Genomic DNA, 18,341 nt, shown 5'->3' with positions numbered 1-18,341 from the left:
TTGTTCTGTTAAGAGAAAGCACAAAAATAGGATAAAATCCATTCATGTCTAAGGTAAAGTACTATTACGACCCGGACACTTTGTCCTACCGAAAGATAGAACCCAAAAAATCCAAGCGATATTGGAATATTGCGTTTTTCTTCCTGGGATCGCTATTGTTCGGCTTGTTATGCCTTGTTTTTTTGTTGAACACCAATTTGATAAATACGCCTAGGGAGCTGTCCTTACAACGTGAGGTTAAGAACTACGAGCTCCAGTTTGAGCTTTTGAACAAAAAAATGGAGCAAATTGAAGAGGTATTGGCCAATATAGAGGATCGTGACAATAATATCTATCGTTTGTATTTTGAGGCCAACCCTATCCCCGAAGAACAAAGAAAGGCTGGTTTTGGTGGGGTAAACCGATACAAATCCCTGGAGGGGTTCAATAATTCGGAAATGGTCATTGCCACCACCAAGCGCTTGGACATCATTAAAAAGCAAATGGCGATACAGTCCAAGTCCTTGGATGAGATTACCAAATTGGCCAAGGAAAAGGAAAAACTATTGGCCTCGATTCCTGCAATCCAACCCATCAATAACGAAGATCTTACCCGAATGGCCTCTGGTTTTGGATGGCGATCGGATCCCTTTACCAAGGCTAGGAAAATGCATCGAGGGATGGATTTCACCGCTCCAAAGGGCACACCTGTCTATGCAACGGGTGATGGCAAGGTTATCCGAGCGGACAACAGGTCTTCCGGTTTTGGCAAACACATCCGCATAGACCACGGATATGGATATATGACCCTTTATGCCCATTTAAGCAGATACAATGTAAAACGGGGGCAAAAAGTTGAGCGTGGAGACATCATTGGCTTCGTAGGCAATACAGGACGCTCTGAAGCGCCTCATGTACATTATGAGGTATGGAAGGACGAGGAACGCATAAACCCCATAAACTTTTACTACGGAAGTTTGTCGGCGGAGGAATTCGAGAATATGCTCAAATACGCCACGCAAGAAAATCAATCCTTGGATTAATGTACGTAGAGCTGCCTGAAAAACGATACTATGGTATTGGCGAAGTGGCCCGGGCCTTTGGTGTCAATACGTCATTGATACGTTTTTGGGAAAAGGAATTCGATGCGCTCAAACCCAAAAAAAATGCCAAGGGCAATCGAAAATTCACTCCTCAGGACATCAATAACTTACGTCTGATTTACCATCTGGTCAAGGAAAGGGGATTTACCTTGGAAGGCGCAAAGATCCATCTGCGCGAAAGTAGACAGAAAACCTTGAATAATTTCGAAATTATCCAAAAGTTGGAACGGATAAAAGCCGAGCTTTCCAAGATAAAAGAGCAACTATAAATCAACCTTAAATACACTACCATGAAAAAGGGATTAATTATTCTAATTATTCTTGGGGTCATCGCTTTTGGCCTCTACCAATGGGCCGTAGGGTTTAATAATACGGCCGTGGAATTGGAAGCGAATGCCAAGACCGCTTGGTCCAATGTAGAAAGTGCGTACCAGCGTAGAAACGACCTCATCGGAAATTTGGTCAAAACCGTTCAAGGAGCGGCCGATTTTGAGCGAGGTACGCTGACCGATGTTATTGAGGCACGTGCCAAGGCCACTTCCACTACCATTGATGTAGATAACATCACCCCCCAAAGTATGGCGGCCTTTCAGGAGGCCCAAAGTGGACTGACCGGTGCCCTGAGCAAACTAATGGTTGTGGTGGAACGTTACCCGGAGCTCAAGGCCAATCAAAACTTCTTGGAATTGCAGGCGCAGCTTGAGGGAACGGAGAATAGGATCAATGTGGAACGCAATCGGTTCAATGAAAAGGTGAACCTATACGACATACATACCACCAAATTCCCGGGGAAACTATTGGCTGGACTCTTCGGTTTTGAGGAGATGGCCCGTTACCAGGCCGATCCGGGTTCCGAACAGGCCCCGAACGTAGAATTTGATTTTAACTGATCTTATGTATGTCCAAGGTAGAAGATTTTTTAACCGCTGAGGAGGAGCAGGAAATCGTTTCCGCCATACTCGAGGCCGAAAAAAATACCTCTGGGGAAATCCGGGTACATATTGAAGCCCATACGGAGTTGGATTATCTTGATCGCGCCAAGGAAGTCTTTCATTTGCTTAAAATGGACAATACCAAGGAAGATAACGGGGTACTGATATATATTGCCGTTAACGATAGAAATTTTGCCATTTACGGGGATAAAGGGATAGACAAGGTAGTGCCCAAGGGGTTTTGGGAAAGCACTCGTGACGCCATCCAAAAAGCATTCAAGGATGGACATTTTAAACAAGGCATTGTGGATGGCATTTTAATGGCTGGCAAAGAATTGGAATCCCACTTCCCATGGCAGCATGGGGATGTGAATGAATTAAGTGATGAAATTTCAAAAGGTTAGTCTTCTTATACTGGTTTGTCTTTGTAGCTTTGGGTTTAGCTTTGCACAGTTTCGGATTCCCGAAAAACCGGCCTCTATTAGTGACCAAACCAGTGTATACGACTACATTGGGCTACTTTCTCAAAATCAAGAATCAAATCTTAGAAGAAAACTCATTCAATATGCCGATAGTACTTCCACCCAAATTGTTTTGGCAATCATAAGTTCTACGGAAGGGGAGAACATCAACTTCCTTGGTGCAAATTGGTTGACAGATTGGGGAATTGGCCAAAAAGGGAAGGATAATGGTATTCTTATCCTTTTGGCCAAGGATGACCGAAGGATTGGCATAAACACGGGGTATCGTGTAGAAAGCACCCTTACCGATGCGATGTCCCGTCGTATCATCGAAAACGTAATCGTACCACGGTTTAAACAGGATGATTATTATGGTGGCCTCAACAATGGAGCCGACGCTATTTTTCAGGTACTGAACGGAGAGTTTACGGAGGATCGTACCTTTGGCAATGAAGAACATTTTCCTTTGGGTTCCTTGCTTCCCGTTATCATTTTCTTCATCATTTTAATCATTCTCTCGCGCAGAAATAGAAGAGGGGGAGGAGGCCGTGGAGGAAGGCGTTCCGGTCTGGATATTTGGGATATCATTATCCTGAGCAATATGGGACGTGGCGGTTTCGGCGGCGGATCCCGCGGTGGCTTTGGTGGTGGAGGAAGTTTTGGTGGCGGTGGCTTCGGTGGTGGCTTTGGAGGTGGCATGGGCGGAGGCGGTGGCGCTTCTGGAGGTTGGTAGTTCCAAGTTCAAGGTTCCCAGTCATCAGGGTATTGACTACTGACTGCCGGTTATTGCATACCAATTTTGACCTTACCTGAGAATTGTTGCCATTTTCCCAGTCGATACTGGTTATGAAATCGGGCAATAAGTACCAGGCTCGCTTATATTTTCCTCAATTGAAGTGAAGCAGTATAAGAACCTTTAAAGAAAAGATAGGAAGAGTCCACACAAAATCCTGTTGACCAATGGCCAAAAATCAAAATCAGGGCCTTCCAATTCGTCATGACGTCAACGTGGACTGATCATTCCCTAAACAACATCCCGGATCCAGGGATATCTTCCGTACTATTCCAGGCGGGAAACCAGAAATGGGTGGTAGGATTTTCATCTTCACTATCAAAATCATAGTATCCCAAGCCCAATCGCAAGTTGGACCAGTCCTGCCCGTTCATTTCCCTGACATATTCCAAAGGGAAAGCGATTTCCAAGGTAGCCCCTTTTTCAGTCCTTTTTTCTCCAGAATCTACCTTAAACGGTAGGCTCTTTTCATTATAGACCGGATTTTCCCTTTTAAAAGTTCTCAAGTAAGCTATCCAGTCCTTCCCTCTCCCCTCACCACCGTTGAATGCACTAAGATGTTGGGGACGGGCGTCCAGTCCCAGGACAAGGGCATCCTGATCTCCAAAAGAACCTTCTTCGTTAATGAAAAAACTGTCGTCAGTGAGTTTAATCCCTACGTAAAAATTATCTTGGTCATAGGCCGTGGCGAATTGTAAGGAGAAATCATCTACGCCATCAAAATCAAAAGGCGAACCTTCCCTATTTTCCACAGGTATCCATCGCATTTCATCCCATTCTTTTAAGTCTCCATCCACTTTAATCTTAGCGGTTTTTTTAATCTTGTATTTGAAAAACGGGACATAATCCAAAACAGAGGAAAAACTTACGTTGGGTTGGGATTCAAACTCATAGGTAATATCTGCCTTTACCCGCAACGGAGTCAAATCGACAAGTGCACTTTTTTCCGAATTGGCAAGGTTCAGCTTAAAGGTCTCCACATCATTGGGGTTTACCTCAAATGAAGTCCGTTCCAATTGGTATAAGAGCTTATCATGGTTATAGCCGGTGAGCTCAACTCGCATTTTGGTATCGCTCTGATTGGTGGCCTTTACGGTTGCCGTCATATTCTGAGAGTGGGCCGCATCTAAATAAATCGGGGTAAATTTGATGGGAAATGGCTTGTTACGTACCAAATCTACTAAGGCCTCGGTAACCACATTTTCATCCCATATTCCTTCTAGGAACAAATTGGCCAAAATAGGGCCTTCCTCTGTCATGGTCACCCAGACCACATGATCAAACTCGCCATAGGCTTTTCCCCTTAACCTACTTCCCCCTCCTGTTGTGGCCAAGGCAATGTATTTTCCGTTATTCTGATCGGTTTTCCAATAGCGGTGGTAATGGCCCGCAAAAACATTATGGTTTCTTTCGGACAACAGTCGCTCAACATCCAGCCATCGCTTGGTGTCTTCCTGTACCCACAAAGGTTGGTGCAAGAACACCAGGGTCCATTTTACGTCGGCATTTTCTTCCAAGGCCTTTTGGATATATGCATACTGCTCATCATCTATGGTGCCGCGTCCCGCTCCACGAATATTGTCTTCGGAATTCAAACAAAGAAAAAGGACATCCTTGTATACAAAATGATAGTATGCCACTCCGAAAAGTTCTTTCCACTTGTCTTCCATCACCTTGTTGGTAATATCATGGTTGCCCGGCACATAAAAGAAAGGAGCCTCCAATAAATCAATAAAGCCCATAAATTCCTTCCATTCCGCATTTAATTGCACAGTGTCCTTGGTGTAACCTTCTATCAAATCGCCCACACTCATAACAAACTCCGGTTGTAATAGGTTCAGTTTTTTAATCCCCGTTGGGAAAACCCCGGGCCTATGGCTTCCGGTTCTATCCGTAACTACTGCAAACTGAAATTGCCCCGGGGCAGCATTCCATTCCGTATGGTTCCAGGGCTTCTGTTGGGTGGAAATATCAATGTAAATGGTAGGCTTTTCCTGGGCAATACCTACTGTAGAGGCAAACAGAAGGAGAAGGAGGTTTATGGCAATACGACACATAATTTGGTTTTTTTGAAAGGTGATAAAAAATGATAAATAAATGTTATTTTCCAAATTAAGATTGGGTTAAAATTTAACGCTATCGACGGAAAAAATGTACATAAACAAGTAGCATCTGCCCCTAGTACCACCAAAACCTAAAAAGCCTATTTCTTCCTCATAAAAATGGAAATAGGCACTCCGGTAAAGTCAAAGTGTTCCCGTAATTTGTTTTCCAAAAACCGCTTGTAGGGCTCACGTACATACTGGGGCAGGTTGCAGAAAAAAGCAAATTGGGGATAGGCGGTCGGCAGCTGTGTAATGAACTTTATCTTTACGTATTTCCCTTTGTACGCTGGCGGGGGTGTATTCTGGATAATGGGCAACATTACATCGTTCAACTTGCGAGTGGGAATACGTTTGGAACGATTCTTATACACCTCTACCGCCGTTTCTATAGCTTTGAAAATGCGTTGCTTAGTCAGTACGGAAATAAAGAGTACCGGTACATCCGTAAAAGGTTCCATTGCCTGTTTGATCTTTTGGGTATATTGTTTCATGGTACGGGTGTCCTTATCCCCTACTAAATCCCATTTATTGACCAAAATCACAATACCCTTGTTGTTCCGTTGTGCCAGCCAAAAAATGTTTTCCACTTGTCCATCGAATCCTCGGGTGGCATCGAACAAAAGGAGGCAGACATCACAATGTTCGATAGCCCTTACCGAACGCATTACGGAATAAAACTCCAAATCCTCCTTTACCTTGGCCTTCCTTCGTATACCTGCGGTATCCACCAAATTGAACTCAAATCCAAAACGATTGTATTTGGTGTCTATGCTATCCCTGGTGGTTCCCGCAATATCGGTTACAATGTACCGTTCCTCCCCGATCAGTGCATTGATAAAGGATGATTTTCCCGCGTTTGGCCTGCCTACCACCGTGAATCTGGGCAAATTGTCCTTTTCCATTTCCTTTTCGGGCAGCACCTTGACCAAATCGTCCAATAGCTCCCCGGTTCCACTTCCGTTGATACTGGAAAGGGGATAGTATTCACCCAATCCCAGCGCATAGAATTCAACGGCATCCGCTGCCCGTTTGGCATTATCCACCTTATTGACCGTTAAAAAAACTGGTTTGTCCATTCTTCGAAGTAATTTTGCCACTTCCTCATCCATTCCCGTCACCCCGGATTCCACGTCCACCATAAAAATAATGGCGTCTGCCTCGTCAATGGCCAGCTCCACCTGTTTATCAATTTCCTTTTCAAAAATATCATCACTGCCAACAACATAACCCCCAGTATCTATTAGGGAGAATTCCTTTCCATTCCAATCGCTTTTTCCATAGTGGCGGTCACGGGTAACTCCGCTAATGGCATCCACTATGGCCTCACGGCGCTGTATGAGACGGTTAAAAAAAGTAGATTTCCCAACATTTGGCCGCCCCACAATGGCTACGATAGCACTCATTCCTCAGAAGTTTGCGGCAAAAATACCACTAAAATCTGAAGAAAAAGCACTATCTTTTTGTTGCTTAAGTTGTTTGTTTTGAAAACGCTACCCAATGATATTGTTCTCAGGCCAAGGTTCCAGTTAGAGTTGCCAAATAGGAAGGAGACAGTGCTGGAGGCCTTTGAGCAGGCCAAAAAAAATCCCTTTTTGTTGAAGAGGATAGATGACCATGTATTTATCAAGTTCAACAAGGAACATATCCATTTTTGGTCACCTCAATTACATTTGGAAATCAATGAAATTGATATAAAGAACAGTAAACTCTATGGGCTTTTTGGGCCCAACCCCACCTTATGGACATTTTTTATGTTCCTTCATTTTGGTGTGGGAACGTTCTTCATCATTTTTGGGATTTGGGCTTATTCCTATGCATCACTTGACCGACCTTACGGACTGCAAATGGGAGTTATGATCTTTATGGTAATCCTATGGTTTGTACTGTATGCCTTTGGAAGGATGGGGAAACGCAAAGGCAAGCCCCAAATGCGGGAACTGTATCAATTTATGATGGAGACCCTGACCGATTGATTCACAATCGGTCAAAAATCATCCATCCCAATCAATTAATTACACTAATTTTCGTAAAAAGTAACGGTTCCGCTTACCTCGTTACTAACTACCAATACATCTTTTCCTGAAGGGCTATACTCCGCAGGAATGGCCAACACTCCCTCTGGGCCAATATCTCCGGCATTGGATAGGATATCCATAAATACAGGCGCGTATGGATTGGTGATATCGTAAATCATTACCTGATTATTTCTTTCCAAACCAACAAACAGAATGAACTTTTCACCAATCTGTAAGACCTCCACCGCCTCGGGTTCTGCCCCTTTATCGTCGCTTCTTCCGTCTTCCCCGTTAAATACATCCGGGGTGAGGCTTAAGGTTTGCATAGCTATGTCATTGCCACTATCGTATACCAATTGACCGTTCCCTGTCCAAATAGTAAACGATCGTGCACCATAGCTATACAATTCCTCAAAATAACCATCCCCATCAGTATCGCCCAGGGTAGTAGTGATTTTTAATCTCCCCAATACGGCCTCATCCTGCAACATTGCTGCATCCGGAAAAACCGTGGGATCCAGCATAATATCCCCAATACGCTCTTCTTCAATGAATCCAGGAGTGCCTTCATATTCCCTGGCATCCCCTTCATTGGCCGTAATGATGTATTCCGTACCATTGATTTTTGCATATGCAATTGCGTCCGGCTGATAGATTCCGAATACCGGATAACTAGCCAGCTCTGTTTTATCATCCCTGTCGCTAGGATCTATTTCGTTACCGGGCATGGAGTAATCCTTAAATCCTAAAGGATAAATAGCCTCCACATACTTGCTCTCCAAATTTACCTTGGCTACCCCGTTATTTTCCTGAAGGGCAATCCAAGCTGTTTTTGAATCTTCGGAAATAGCCACATATTCCGGCTCTACATCCATGGCAAGGCTTGCATTGGGACCAAACACTCGGAACCCACCTTCAGCGAGCGTGTGTACATCCATATTGAATTTATCAAAACCAATGGTCTCTACTGTACTTTCGGCGACATTTACAATACTTACCGAGCCACATGGATCGTTGGTATAATCGTCGTTCGGTTCTCCTTCATTGGCCGAAACAATGTACTTTCCATCCGGTGAGAAAGTCAGCATATCCGGTAAAGCACCAACGGTGAAAGAGTTTAGATAATCCTGGGTTTCTGTATCAAAGAGCTTAATTGTTCCATGGTCTTGTTTTACTTCGGCTTCCACGGCCACAGCCAACATACCATTCTTTACCGCTACACTATTTGGGGCTCCGGAACCGGCCAATTCAATGGACGTCAGTTGCATGGGTGCATCAAGATTTGAGATATCGTAGACCGATATTCCATTGGTCTCCACATTAACCGTAAACAGTTTCTTGGTCATGGGGTCATATGCCGAAATCTCCGCAGCTCCTTCACCACCAACCTGAATGGTGTTCTTATACACAAAATTTATGTCCATTATCGGATCATCATCGTCATGTCCATCCGGATCACCAAGGAAATCATCCAATTTATCACAGGAAAGAATAGAGAAAAGTAATCCCAAGGATAGGATTCTAGTAAAAAGTTTCATCTTAAGTCGGTTTTTTAGTTGATGACAAGATGAAGCTTTCAATACAATTAAAGGTTAGCTAAAGCCTAAGTTATCGTTAGCTAAAGAATAGGAAAAGGTTAGGGAATAGGAATGAAAATGTTAATCACCTAATTGTTGTAGCCAAACCGTCTAAGTTGTCCAGCATCGTTACGCCAATTCTTGTTTACTTTTACGTACAATTCCAAATGGACTTGTTTACCGAAGAACTTTTCCAAATCCTTACGGGCCTCTACACCTACACGCTTTAAGGCACTGCCTTTATGGCCAATGATGATTCCTTTTTGGGAATCGCGCTCCACCATAATTACGGAACGCATGCGGATGATGTCCGTGTCTTCCAGAAATTCCTCGGTCTCTATTTCCACGGAATACGGAATTTCCTTCTTATAATGTGTCAGTATTTTTTCTCGAATGGTCTCATTCACAAAAAAGCGCTCCGGCTTGTCCGTCAATTGGTCTTTGGGATAGTAGGGCGGAGCTTCGGGCAACAATTGGATTATCCGATCAAAAACTTCCTTTACGTTAAAGTTTTGGAGTGCCGAAATAGCGTGTATCTCTACCTTGGGCAATAGGTGTTGCCAATATTGCACTTGCTCTTCCAGCAGCTCTTGTGAGGCTGCATCAATTTTGTTCAACAGCAAAAGAACCGGGATTTTACTGTTCTTGATTTTATCCAGGAATCGTTCATCCTTTAATGCTTTTTCCCCAATTTCTACCATATACAACAGAACATCCGCGTCCTCAAAGGCGGATTTTACAAAATCCATCATATTGGACTGTAATTCGTATGCGGGTTTTATGATCCCCGGGGTATCGGAAATGACCAGCTGAAAATTATCTCCATTGACAATCCCCAAAATACGATGCCGGGTGGTCTGCGCCTTGGAGGTGATTATGGACAGTTTTTCGCCCACAAAGGCATTCATCAAGGTAGACTTTCCTACGTTAGGATTTCCTATGATATTGACAAATCCCGATTTATGCCCTGCCATGTTCCTTTTTTTCAAAATAGATTTTCATTTGTTGGTTCACTTTTGGTGCAAGGTAAAGTACGGCAATCATATTGGGGATGCACATTAAGGCATAGGCCAAATCGATTAAATTGATAACCAAGTCCACCGAAGCTACCGCCGCAAAGGTAATAGTAGCCACATAATAGATATTAAAAACCTTTCCGATCTTGGCATTGGTCAAAAACGATAGGCATTTTGTCCCGTAATAGGAATAGGTAAACAGGGTGGACAAGGCGAAGGCTGAAACAATAAACATCAAAAGTACATCACCATAGCCAAAAAGTGATTTCTCAAAGGCAATGAGGGTCATTAGAATTCCATTGTTCTCAGCTTCCAAATAAGCCCCACTTAAGATGATGACGATAGCGGTCAACGTACATACAATAATGGTATCTATAAAAGGCCCAAGCATGGAGACCAATCCCTCCTGAATAGGTTCATTGGTCTTTGATTGGCCATGGTACATGGGAGCACTTCCCAAACCGGCCTCATTGGAAAAGACGGCACGCCGTACACCCAAGATCACCAAGCCCCAAAAACCTCCGGCCATGGCTGTTTTTAGATTAAACGCTTCACTGAATATCAACTGAAAAGACGGTAGGATGTCCGAGGGATTCATAACCATAATGATGAGAACGGCCAGAAAGTAGAGCAATACCATAAAGGGAACAATGGCCGTAGCAACTTTTGCAATCTTTTGAAGTCCCCCAAAAATCACAAAGGAGGTGATAATGGAAAGAACAATCCCTATAATCAGCTTCCAATTAAACTCCCCCAAATTGGATATGGATTCATTGGGCTCTACCACATTCCAAAAGGTTTGGGTAAATTGGTTAACAGTAAAAACCCCCAAAAAACCGACCAATCCAGCAATACAGAAGAAGATGGCCAAGGGTTTGGCCTTGTTTCCCATACCTTGGGTAATATAATACATGGGACCTCCCTGCAACTTTCCATCACTATCCGTATCCCGGAACATAATGGCCAGACTACAGGAATAGAATTTGATACACATCCCGATTATGGCCGTAACCCATATCCAAAAAACGACTCCAGGCCCTCCCATATAAATGGCTATGGCCACTCCGGAAATATTGCCCAGGCCCACCGTTGCGGCCACGGCGGAAGATAAAGCTTGAAGATGACTTACTTCCCCTGGGTCATTGGGGTCATCGTATTTACCGGCAGTAATGCCTATGGCATGCCTAAAATAACGGTAAGGTTTAAATCTTGAATAGAAAGCCAAAAAAATGCCACCCCCTATGACCAAAAATAACATGATCCATTCCGTATACGAGATAAGAATGGCCAAAAATTCGTTAATTGCTTCCATAGGTGCCTAAAGTTTCGAAGGTATGGATTTTCTTAATTTTCATGAGACCGTTCGAGAAATAATTCTTTTTTGGTAGGATTTGATAATACTAAAAAACCGTTGTATCTTTGCCGTCCACATCGCGGGGTAGTGTTTCGACAGGCTCAACATTAAAGCAGTATCCTTCGACTTGGCTCAGGACAGGGTACCTACCGGAACTGAGTAAACATAATAAACCAAGTGCCCATAAAGCACTTTTAAGATACATCGCGGGGTAGAGCAGTAGGTAGCTCGTCGGGCTCATAACCCGAAGGTCGCTGGTTCGAGTCCAGTCCCCGCTACTAAGAAGCCCCAAGGAAACTTGGAGCTTTTTTGTTTCTAGGGTCGCGAGCTTCCGCCATCACTCCGCTGGGGTCGGACAGGCAGTTTCGCAACGAAACGCAAGGTCGCGTAGCTTCCGCCAACGCTCCGCTGGGGCGGACGGGCAGCTTCGCAACACGACGCAAGGTCGCGTAGCTCAGCTGGATAGAGCATCTGCCTTCTAAGCAGACGGTCACAGGTTCGAATCCTGTCGCGATCACCAGTATTTACAGGGTCTCAGAGATATTATTCTTCTGAGACTTTTTTATTTGCAAACAAATTGCAAACACATAAAAATTTCTCAAATTTTAACATTCTTTAATTCAATTGGAGTCATTTTATATGGAATGTTCTTTCATGGTCAATATTCACCTATCTTAGGATAAATTCAATAAATATTGTGTCCCAAATCCTTACCGTAACTTTTGCGCATGGTTCCTGTTCGGTTTTTTTAGCGTTCGGAAGATAAGCGTATGGAAAAAATCGGATAGGGCGCAACCTACTTTTTCATTGAAAAGTACCTCATAGAGGTTTACAAATTTTAGCGGCGAAGCGGATAAGGTTTGTAAAGCAAGAGGGTAACACGCTAAAGCGATGTTACGAACTGCAAACCGCTGATTTTCATTAACTTAAAAACAAAGGTCTAAATTTTTTTGTATCAAAAACGCAGTAAAAACCCTGTGGGACCCCATAAACGTTGAAAAAAATTACTGTAAATGGAGTTGAAGAAGAAGAAAAAAAGCGATTTCTCGGCCATAAGCATCAATCGGATAGTTGCCGGAAGATATCGGGAGTTCTCAAAGAAGATCTCCAAGTCACATACCCTGACCTTGGAACTAATGATGGACTTCTTCGAGGGCGCAAAGATCTCCCCGAAGAACAAATACTTGATGGACTATATGGGTTACGTTCATTATATGACCAAAAGGTTCGACTACATAGAGGAACTACTTCGAAATTGGGAAAAGAACAGTAGTATCCCAAAAATCCATGAGATGCTCAAAAAGATTTTCGACTATGCGGAGAAAGTGGAAAAGAGTCGGCGAAAGGATCTGGAGTTGCAACAAAAAATGTTCGACCATTCCTTGAGAAGGGATAAAGTGACCCAGTATGATAATTATATGCTAAAGGAGAATTGGAAAGATGAGCGTAAAAGGGTTTTGAAAGTATTGGACCGGATTACCTTGGAAAAACCCCGATTTGGAAAATCGTACTACAAAATTGAAATCGGAGAAAGCGATCTGGAAAGTTTGAAACAAGATTTAAGGAAAGAACTTTGATCTGCCTCGCAAAAAAGATAGGATGAAGTTTGGTAAGGATTTGGGACTTGCAGCACGAAACTGCGTTTCGCTCGCTTTTACTTAATGCTTTAGGCTTGTTATCAGAAAAACTGCCCCGTAAAAGGTCTATTAACGAAACTACTAAAAGAGACCAGGTTTGGGACATTCTAAAAAAGTTTTGCGTATTCCAAAAGCTGTCCTATAAATTGGCCAATTTATCAAACTCTTTATCTCCGTTTCTGTTCTACATCAATATTATTTGTTGACCACGATTCTCTAAATTTGCAAGTAACAGCCATACCTATGTAGTATAACATCCAAGGTAAAATCTGGGAAATGGAAAATGAAAGTCCCGAAGCAAAGTCGCTCTATGAATTATATCTTCATCTAGGACTGCCTGTGGATTTAATTCAACCTTCTGAAGGCTTTGCCATTCTTGATTTGAAGGATATTAATTTTACGCTTCCTTACCAATCACCATCATTTCGTCCGGATTATTTTTCGTTTCTTTTTGTAAAAAACGGCAAAGGAAAGTATGTTATAGATGAACACTCTTTTCTGGTAGAACCACATTCCATCTATTTCACCAATCCGAGCAATTATCGAACTTTCAGTTGGGAAAAAATCTACGAAATTTATCTGATTACTTTTGATGAAACCTTTCTAAAGCAATATGTCAATAAGGACATCTTCTCTGAATTTCCATTTCTCTTGACGGAAACAATCAGCCCAAAAATTGTAAATGACGGATTTTACAGCGAAGTGGAGCCGGTTTATCTAAATATTCATAACGAGTACATCAATCACTCCGCCGATAAATATAGAATTATTGGCCATTTGTTGGCAGTGATGCTCTATAAGATCAAAGCCTATTTTTGGAAGGACTACAACCCGATTTATGAAGGAAACAGAAGTTCACAAATCGTCAAATCGTTCAAGCGATTGCTTGAAAAACACTATCGTGATTTAGTTACGGGAAAAACGGAAACCCTTTTTAAGGTTCAGGATTATGCCGAAGCACAAAACCTACATCCCAATTACTTGAGTAATATTATCAAAACCAAAACGGGAAAAACGGTTACTACCTGGATTGCCGATAAGACGATTTCAGAAGCAAAATCGCTCTTGCGGAATTCATCCATGCCCATCAAGGAAATAACCTATCGATTGGGATTCTCTGAAACCGCTCATTTTAGCAACTTTTTTAAAAAACACACTAAAACATCTCCTGTCCAGTACCGAAAAGAGCATACAGATTAAAGGGTTGGCGCTCTATTTCCATGCTATTTAATTTTTACAATAAATGCTGTATTCCTTGCAACAGACAAGGGATGGTACCTAAATACCTTTGTTCTATTAATTTTTAAAAAAATAGACAAATGAAAAATTTAAGCAACAAGGTTGCACTTATAACAGGTGCATCAAGAGGAATTGGTGCCGAGATAGCGAGTCAAATGGCAGCAGCGGGCGCCAAAGTTATAGTTAACTATTCCGGAAGTAAATCTGATGCGCAGAAGGTTGCCGAACAAATCAAAACAAATGGTGGGGATGCCATCGCCATACAAGCGGATGTAAGTAACGCACAAGATGTAAAAAATCTTTTCGATACTGCCATGGCCCACTACGGAAAAGTTGATGTGTTGGTCAATAACGCAGGTATAATGATCAATACACTGATCAAGGATACCACCGACGAGGATTTTGCAAAACAAATGGATGTAAATGTAAAAGGAGTATTTAATACGCTTCGTGAAGCTGCCATAAAATTAGCAGAAAATGGAAGTGTCATCAACTTTTCAACTTCGGTCAATAGAATCATGTTGCCCACCTATGGGCCTTATGTAGCCACCAAAGCAGCCGTTGAACAATTGACCCGTGTATTTGCAAAAGAAGTGGGAAGCAGGGGTATCAATGTAAATTCAATCTCCCCCGGACCTACAAATACCGCACTTTTCACAAAGGGAAAACCAGAAGCGGTCATCAATAGATTGGCCTCTTTATCAGCTTTCAATCGTATTGGTGAGCCAGAGGACATTGCAAAAATTGTAACCTTTTTGGCAAGCGATGAAGCCAAGTGGATTTCCGCTCAGAACTTAGGTGCCAACGGAGCAATGGCTTAACAGCTCTAATCATTTAAATAGCACATATTATGAAAACATTTTTAACAGCCCTCGTTATGGGGCTATGCGGAGCATTGGCAGTATTCATCTCATTTTCGATGGGATGGGCTACCTGGGTCATGTTCCTTGCCTGGGTAAGTTATTATCTGTTCGGAAAATCGATCAAAGTATATACTCCCAGTTTCTTACAGATCATATTGGGAATACTACTCGGAGTACTTATACAATCTATGGCCAGTCTTCTTGTGCCTACAATAGGAGCAATGGGATTTCCATTGACCGTTTTTATCCTTATCGGTTCGCTGGCATATGTAGCAAAAATCAATGGGCTGAATAACATCCCTGCTTGGTTTCTAGGATTGATCATCTTTTTTGGGGTACATCCGGAACTACAGGTGATTCCAGTATTGGGTCTTCTTGTCCCAATAGTTACAGGGGTCATTTTCGCATTGATCAATGATATAGGACTGAAATACATAAACACAAAATTTTAAAACATAAACAATGAATACACTACAAAATAAAACAGCTTTGATTACCGGTTCCGCAAGAGGTTTGGGAAAAGCAATAGCGGAAAGGTATGCCGCCCTTGGCGCGAATATCATCGTCAATTATTCTAGAGACAAGGTATCAGCAGAAGAGACACTATCAACTGTTGAAGCCATGGGGGTCAAAGCCATAGCTATACAAGCCGATGTCAGTAAAGTAACCGACATTGAAAGATTGTTTAGTGAAACAAAAAAAGCCTTTGGAAAAATAGATATTGTCATTGCCAATGCCGGTATAGAAATGGTAGAAACACCGGTAACGCAATTCACGGAAGAGCAATTTGACCATTTATTCAATATCAATACCAAAGGGGCTTATTTTACAATGCAGCAAGCGGCTAAAAACGTCGAAGATAACGGACGCATCATTTACATCGCTTCAAGCACTACGGCTTTTCCGGTTCCAGGAATGGCCGTATATGGAGGAAGCAAAACTACGCCCCGTTATTTAGTGGATGTTCTTTCAAAGGAAATAGGGCACCGGGGTGTTACGGTAAACTCCATTATTCCATTTGCAGTGGATCATTCCGGGATATTTGTTGATCCCAATGCGTATCCAGAATTAAGAAAATCGCTAATAGAAAGCTGTCCCATGGGAAGGTTGGCAGAAGTTGAAGATGTAGCAAACCTTGCAGAATTTTTTGCAAGTGATCTATCATCCTTCGTAAATGGACAACACCTATTGGTCAATGGTGGTGCTACGCAGTGAACGTATATCGATAGTTGAAATGAATCACTGAGGCAATTGATTAGATAAATCCAACTTCCTCACTTTGACTACATCCCTCCCCAATTCGGCTACACGAATGCAAAAGTGATGACTGACCTTTGTAGTGTTCTAATATTAAAATGTAAGATCATGGAATATCAAAAAGAAAACAAAGTTTGGTTCATCACGGGCTCTTCCCGTGGATTTGGACGTATTTGGACGGAAGCTGCACTTGAGCGAGGAGATAAAGTTGTGGCAACAGCCCGCAGATTGGAGAGCATATCCGATTTACAGGAAAAGTACGGAGAAAAGGTGCTCACCTTAGCACTCGATGTGACTAAGACGGATCAGGTAAAGGCTGTACTCGAGCAAGGGTATAATCATTTTGGCAGATTGGACGTCATTCTGAACAATGCCGGTTATTCACTTGTTGGTACGATCGAGGAATCAGGTTTGGACGACGTCCGGGCACTCTATGAGACCAACATTTTTGGAGCGCTCTCCGTCATTCAGGCGGCGCTACCATTATTGCGCAAGCAAGGTGGTGGTCACATATTGGGTGTATCAAGTAGTTTGGGCCTTGAGTCAATGCCTGTAATCGGGTACTATTGTTCCACAAAATGGGCATTTGAAGCCATTCATGAAAGCTTGGCTGCAGAGGTAGAGGCCTTTGGTATCAAAGTAACCCTTATTGAACCTGGTTCCTATGCGACCGAATTCGGCACTCCCGAATCATTGAAGATGGCCAATGGACTTGACATCTATTCGGACTTTAAAGGGCAATTTGTACAAGGTCTGCGAAACTTGGAAAGAGGAAACCCGAACGCTACCCCTGAGGCTATTTTCAAAGTGGTAGATGCGAAACAGCCACCTCTGCGACTTTTCCTGGGCAACCAAACATTGCCTTCAGTACGTAAGGCTTACAATGAGCGATTGGCAACATGGGAAGCTTGGAAAGAGGTATCCAATGCCGCCCAGGGTTAAAAAATAGGTAACTAAACAAGATTCAACAGCATTTAATTTTAGCGATGACCGATATTCACTATCTTATCGGTTGTCGTTTTCCAGCCAATAAATAATGCGAAGAGAAGAAAACATACCTCGAAAATTTGATTCCTTATCGGACTTTCATCGTGCGTTTGGGCTTCCAAAGCCATCCCATCCATTGATAAGTTTTATAGAAATTGATGAAGTCTCAATCCCAACTGAACAAACGTTTGATTTCTTTATGTTGGACTTTTATAAAATCGCCTATAAAACCACACTCTGTGGGCAGGCAAGGTATGGTCAAAATTATTATGATTTTGGTGAGGGTGGATTGGTGTTTACGGCGCCAAACCAGGTTTTCGAGAGTCCAAAAAGGTCAGCTTCAGGCTATATCTTTTTTATCCACCCCGATTTTTTGCTGACCTACCCCCTAGCAAAAAAGATAAAGCAGTTCGGTTTTTTTTCATATGCCACCAACGAGGCACTCCATCTTTCCGCAGAAGAAAAAACAACAATACTGGCTATTTTCAAAATCATTGATGAGGAGCTGGGAAGTAGAATTGATGACTTTAGCCACGATGTGGTCATTTCCCAAATAGAACTGTTGCTGAACTACAGCAATCGATTTTACAACCGACAGTTGATTACGCACAAAGCCGTTTACAACAGCTTATTGTTGCAAGTGGAAGATATTTTAGAAGATTACTTTGATGACTCAAAACCATTGAATGACGGCTTGCCCTCTGTTCAATATTTAGCCGATCAGGTCAACGTGTCCCCAAGCTATTTAAGTGACATGCTGCGCACACTAACCGGGCAAAATGCCCAGCAGCATATTCATCATAAGTTAGTGGAAAAAGCCAAGCTGAAATTGTCCACAACTGGCCTATCGGTGAGTGAGATTGCCTATGCCCTTGGTTTCGAGCACCCGCAATCATTCAGTAAGTTTTTTAAGGCTAAAACCAAGCTCACGCCATTGGATTTCAGGCAATCCTTCAACTAGAGAATTAAAACGGAGACTGAAGCCAAAAAATCAGGGTTCAGTGTAACCAAAATTTAATTGCT

General features: G+C 42.6%; 18 protein-coding genes and 2 tRNA genes. 15 read left to right on the top strand and 5 right to left on the bottom strand.

Annotated features, from left to right (window positions below; translation table 11 throughout):
* The first annotated feature begins 44 nt into the window (after positions 1–44).
* Genes ACO06Y_RS09115 through ACO06Y_RS09095 form a run of 5 tightly spaced genes read left to right on the top strand, consistent with a single transcriptional unit; the run spans position 45 to position 3,208 of the window.
* A complete protein-coding gene (locus ACO06Y_RS09115) occupies positions 45–1,022 on the top strand; it encodes a M23 family metallopeptidase (protein ID WP_422083530.1) in 978 nt (325 codons plus the stop codon).
* Positions 1,022–1,351 carry a MerR family transcriptional regulator gene (locus ACO06Y_RS09110; RefSeq protein ID WP_422083529.1) on the top strand — a complete coding sequence of 110 codons (330 nt, stop codon included), beginning with the start codon at positions 1,022–1,024 and terminating at the stop codon, positions 1,349–1,351. The genes ACO06Y_RS09115 and ACO06Y_RS09110 overlap by 1 nt, the downstream gene beginning before the upstream one ends.
* Positions 1,352–1,372: 21 nt before the next feature.
* Positions 1,373–1,972: a LemA family protein gene (locus ACO06Y_RS09105; RefSeq protein ID WP_422083528.1), complete on the top strand. Its 600-nt coding sequence runs from the start codon at positions 1,373–1,375 to the stop codon at positions 1,970–1,972.
* Between the two features lie 8 nt (positions 1,973–1,980).
* Entirely contained in the window at positions 1,981–2,418 is a 438-nt protein-coding gene (locus ACO06Y_RS09100) for a TPM domain-containing protein (protein WP_422083527.1), read from the top strand.
* On the top strand, positions 2,399–3,208 hold the full coding sequence (locus ACO06Y_RS09095; protein WP_422083526.1) for a TPM domain-containing protein: 810 nt from the start codon (positions 2,399–2,401) through the stop codon (positions 3,206–3,208). The genes ACO06Y_RS09100 and ACO06Y_RS09095 overlap by 20 nt, the downstream gene beginning before the upstream one ends.
* A 284-nt stretch (positions 3,209–3,492) precedes the next feature.
* On the opposite strand, the gene ACO06Y_RS09090 is transcribed toward ACO06Y_RS09095, so the two are convergent.
* Both ACO06Y_RS09090 and der read right to left on the bottom strand, forming a co-directional pair.
* A complete protein-coding gene (locus ACO06Y_RS09090; protein WP_422083525.1) occupies positions 3,493–5,325 on the bottom strand; it encodes a metallophosphoesterase in 1,833 nt (610 codons plus the stop codon).
* A 146-nt stretch (positions 5,326–5,471) separates the two neighbouring features.
* Entirely contained in the window at positions 5,472–6,776 is a 1,305-nt protein-coding gene (der, locus tag ACO06Y_RS09085) for a ribosome biogenesis GTPase Der (RefSeq protein WP_422083524.1), read from the bottom strand.
* A 78-nt stretch (positions 6,777–6,854) separates the two neighbouring features.
* Between der and ACO06Y_RS09080 the strand changes: the two genes are divergently transcribed.
* Positions 6,855–7,346: a GTP-binding protein gene (locus ACO06Y_RS09080; RefSeq protein WP_422083523.1), complete on the top strand. Its 492-nt coding sequence runs from the start codon at positions 6,855–6,857 to the stop codon at positions 7,344–7,346.
* 44 nt (positions 7,347–7,390) lie between these two features.
* Here ACO06Y_RS09080 and ACO06Y_RS09075 read toward each other — a convergent pair whose 3' ends face one another.
* From ACO06Y_RS09075 to ACO06Y_RS09065, 3 genes are all read right to left on the bottom strand, one after another.
* On the bottom strand, positions 7,391–8,926 hold the full coding sequence (locus tag ACO06Y_RS09075; RefSeq protein ID WP_422083522.1) for a choice-of-anchor I family protein: 1,536 nt from the start codon (positions 8,924–8,926) through the stop codon (positions 7,391–7,393).
* Between the two features lie 128 nt (positions 8,927–9,054).
* Positions 9,055–9,939, bottom strand: a complete 885-nt coding sequence (gene era, locus ACO06Y_RS09070) for a GTPase Era (protein ID WP_422083521.1) — start codon at positions 9,937–9,939, stop codon at positions 9,055–9,057.
* On the bottom strand, positions 9,926–11,293 hold the full coding sequence (locus ACO06Y_RS09065; RefSeq protein WP_422083520.1) for an alanine/glycine:cation symporter family protein: 1,368 nt from the start codon (positions 11,291–11,293) through the stop codon (positions 9,926–9,928). The genes era and ACO06Y_RS09065 overlap by 14 nt, the downstream gene beginning before the upstream one ends.
* A 247-nt stretch (positions 11,294–11,540) precedes the next feature.
* Here ACO06Y_RS09065 and ACO06Y_RS09060 point away from each other — a divergent pair.
* The 9 genes from ACO06Y_RS09060 (at position 11,541) to ACO06Y_RS09020 (ending at position 18,279) form a co-directional block, all read left to right on the top strand.
* Positions 11,541–11,613: transfer RNA gene (locus ACO06Y_RS09060), tRNA-Met, on the top strand.
* 165 nt (positions 11,614–11,778) lie between these two features.
* Positions 11,779–11,855: transfer RNA gene (locus ACO06Y_RS09055), tRNA-Arg, on the top strand.
* A gap of 493 nt (positions 11,856–12,348) precedes the next feature.
* On the top strand, positions 12,349–12,912 hold the full coding sequence (locus ACO06Y_RS09050) for a BfmA/BtgA family mobilization protein (protein WP_422083519.1): 564 nt from the start codon (positions 12,349–12,351) through the stop codon (positions 12,910–12,912).
* Positions 12,913–13,248: 336 nt separating this feature from the next.
* Entirely contained in the window at positions 13,249–14,172 is a 924-nt protein-coding gene (locus tag ACO06Y_RS09045; protein ID WP_422083518.1) for a helix-turn-helix domain-containing protein, read from the top strand.
* Between the two features lie 119 nt (positions 14,173–14,291).
* Positions 14,292–15,032 carry an SDR family oxidoreductase gene (locus tag ACO06Y_RS09040; protein WP_422083517.1) on the top strand — a complete coding sequence of 247 codons (741 nt, stop codon included), beginning with the start codon at positions 14,292–14,294 and terminating at the stop codon, positions 15,030–15,032.
* Positions 15,033–15,061: 29 nt separating this feature from the next.
* Entirely contained in the window at positions 15,062–15,526 is a 465-nt protein-coding gene (locus ACO06Y_RS09035) for a DUF1097 domain-containing protein (RefSeq protein WP_422083516.1), read from the top strand.
* Between the two features lie 10 nt (positions 15,527–15,536).
* A complete protein-coding gene (locus ACO06Y_RS09030; protein ID WP_422083515.1) occupies positions 15,537–16,289 on the top strand; it encodes an SDR family oxidoreductase in 753 nt (250 codons plus the stop codon).
* Between the two features lie 150 nt (positions 16,290–16,439).
* The gene (locus ACO06Y_RS09025; protein ID WP_422083514.1) at positions 16,440–17,273 is read left to right on the top strand and encodes an SDR family NAD(P)-dependent oxidoreductase; all 834 of its coding nucleotides are present in this window, start codon (positions 16,440–16,442) and stop codon (positions 17,271–17,273) included.
* A gap of 181 nt (positions 17,274–17,454) precedes the next feature.
* Positions 17,455–18,279, top strand: a complete 825-nt coding sequence (locus tag ACO06Y_RS09020; RefSeq protein ID WP_422083513.1) for a helix-turn-helix domain-containing protein — start codon at positions 17,455–17,457, stop codon at positions 18,277–18,279.
* The last annotated feature ends 62 nt before the right edge of the window (positions 18,280–18,341 follow it).

Origin of the sequence: Ulvibacterium sp. (genome assembly GCF_965228935.1) — a bacterium.
Taxonomy (GTDB): domain Bacteria; phylum Bacteroidota; class Bacteroidia; order Flavobacteriales; family Flavobacteriaceae; genus Ulvibacterium.
The sequence above is the reverse complement of the archived record's forward strand: the minus strand, read 5'-3'. Positions and strand labels throughout refer to the sequence as shown.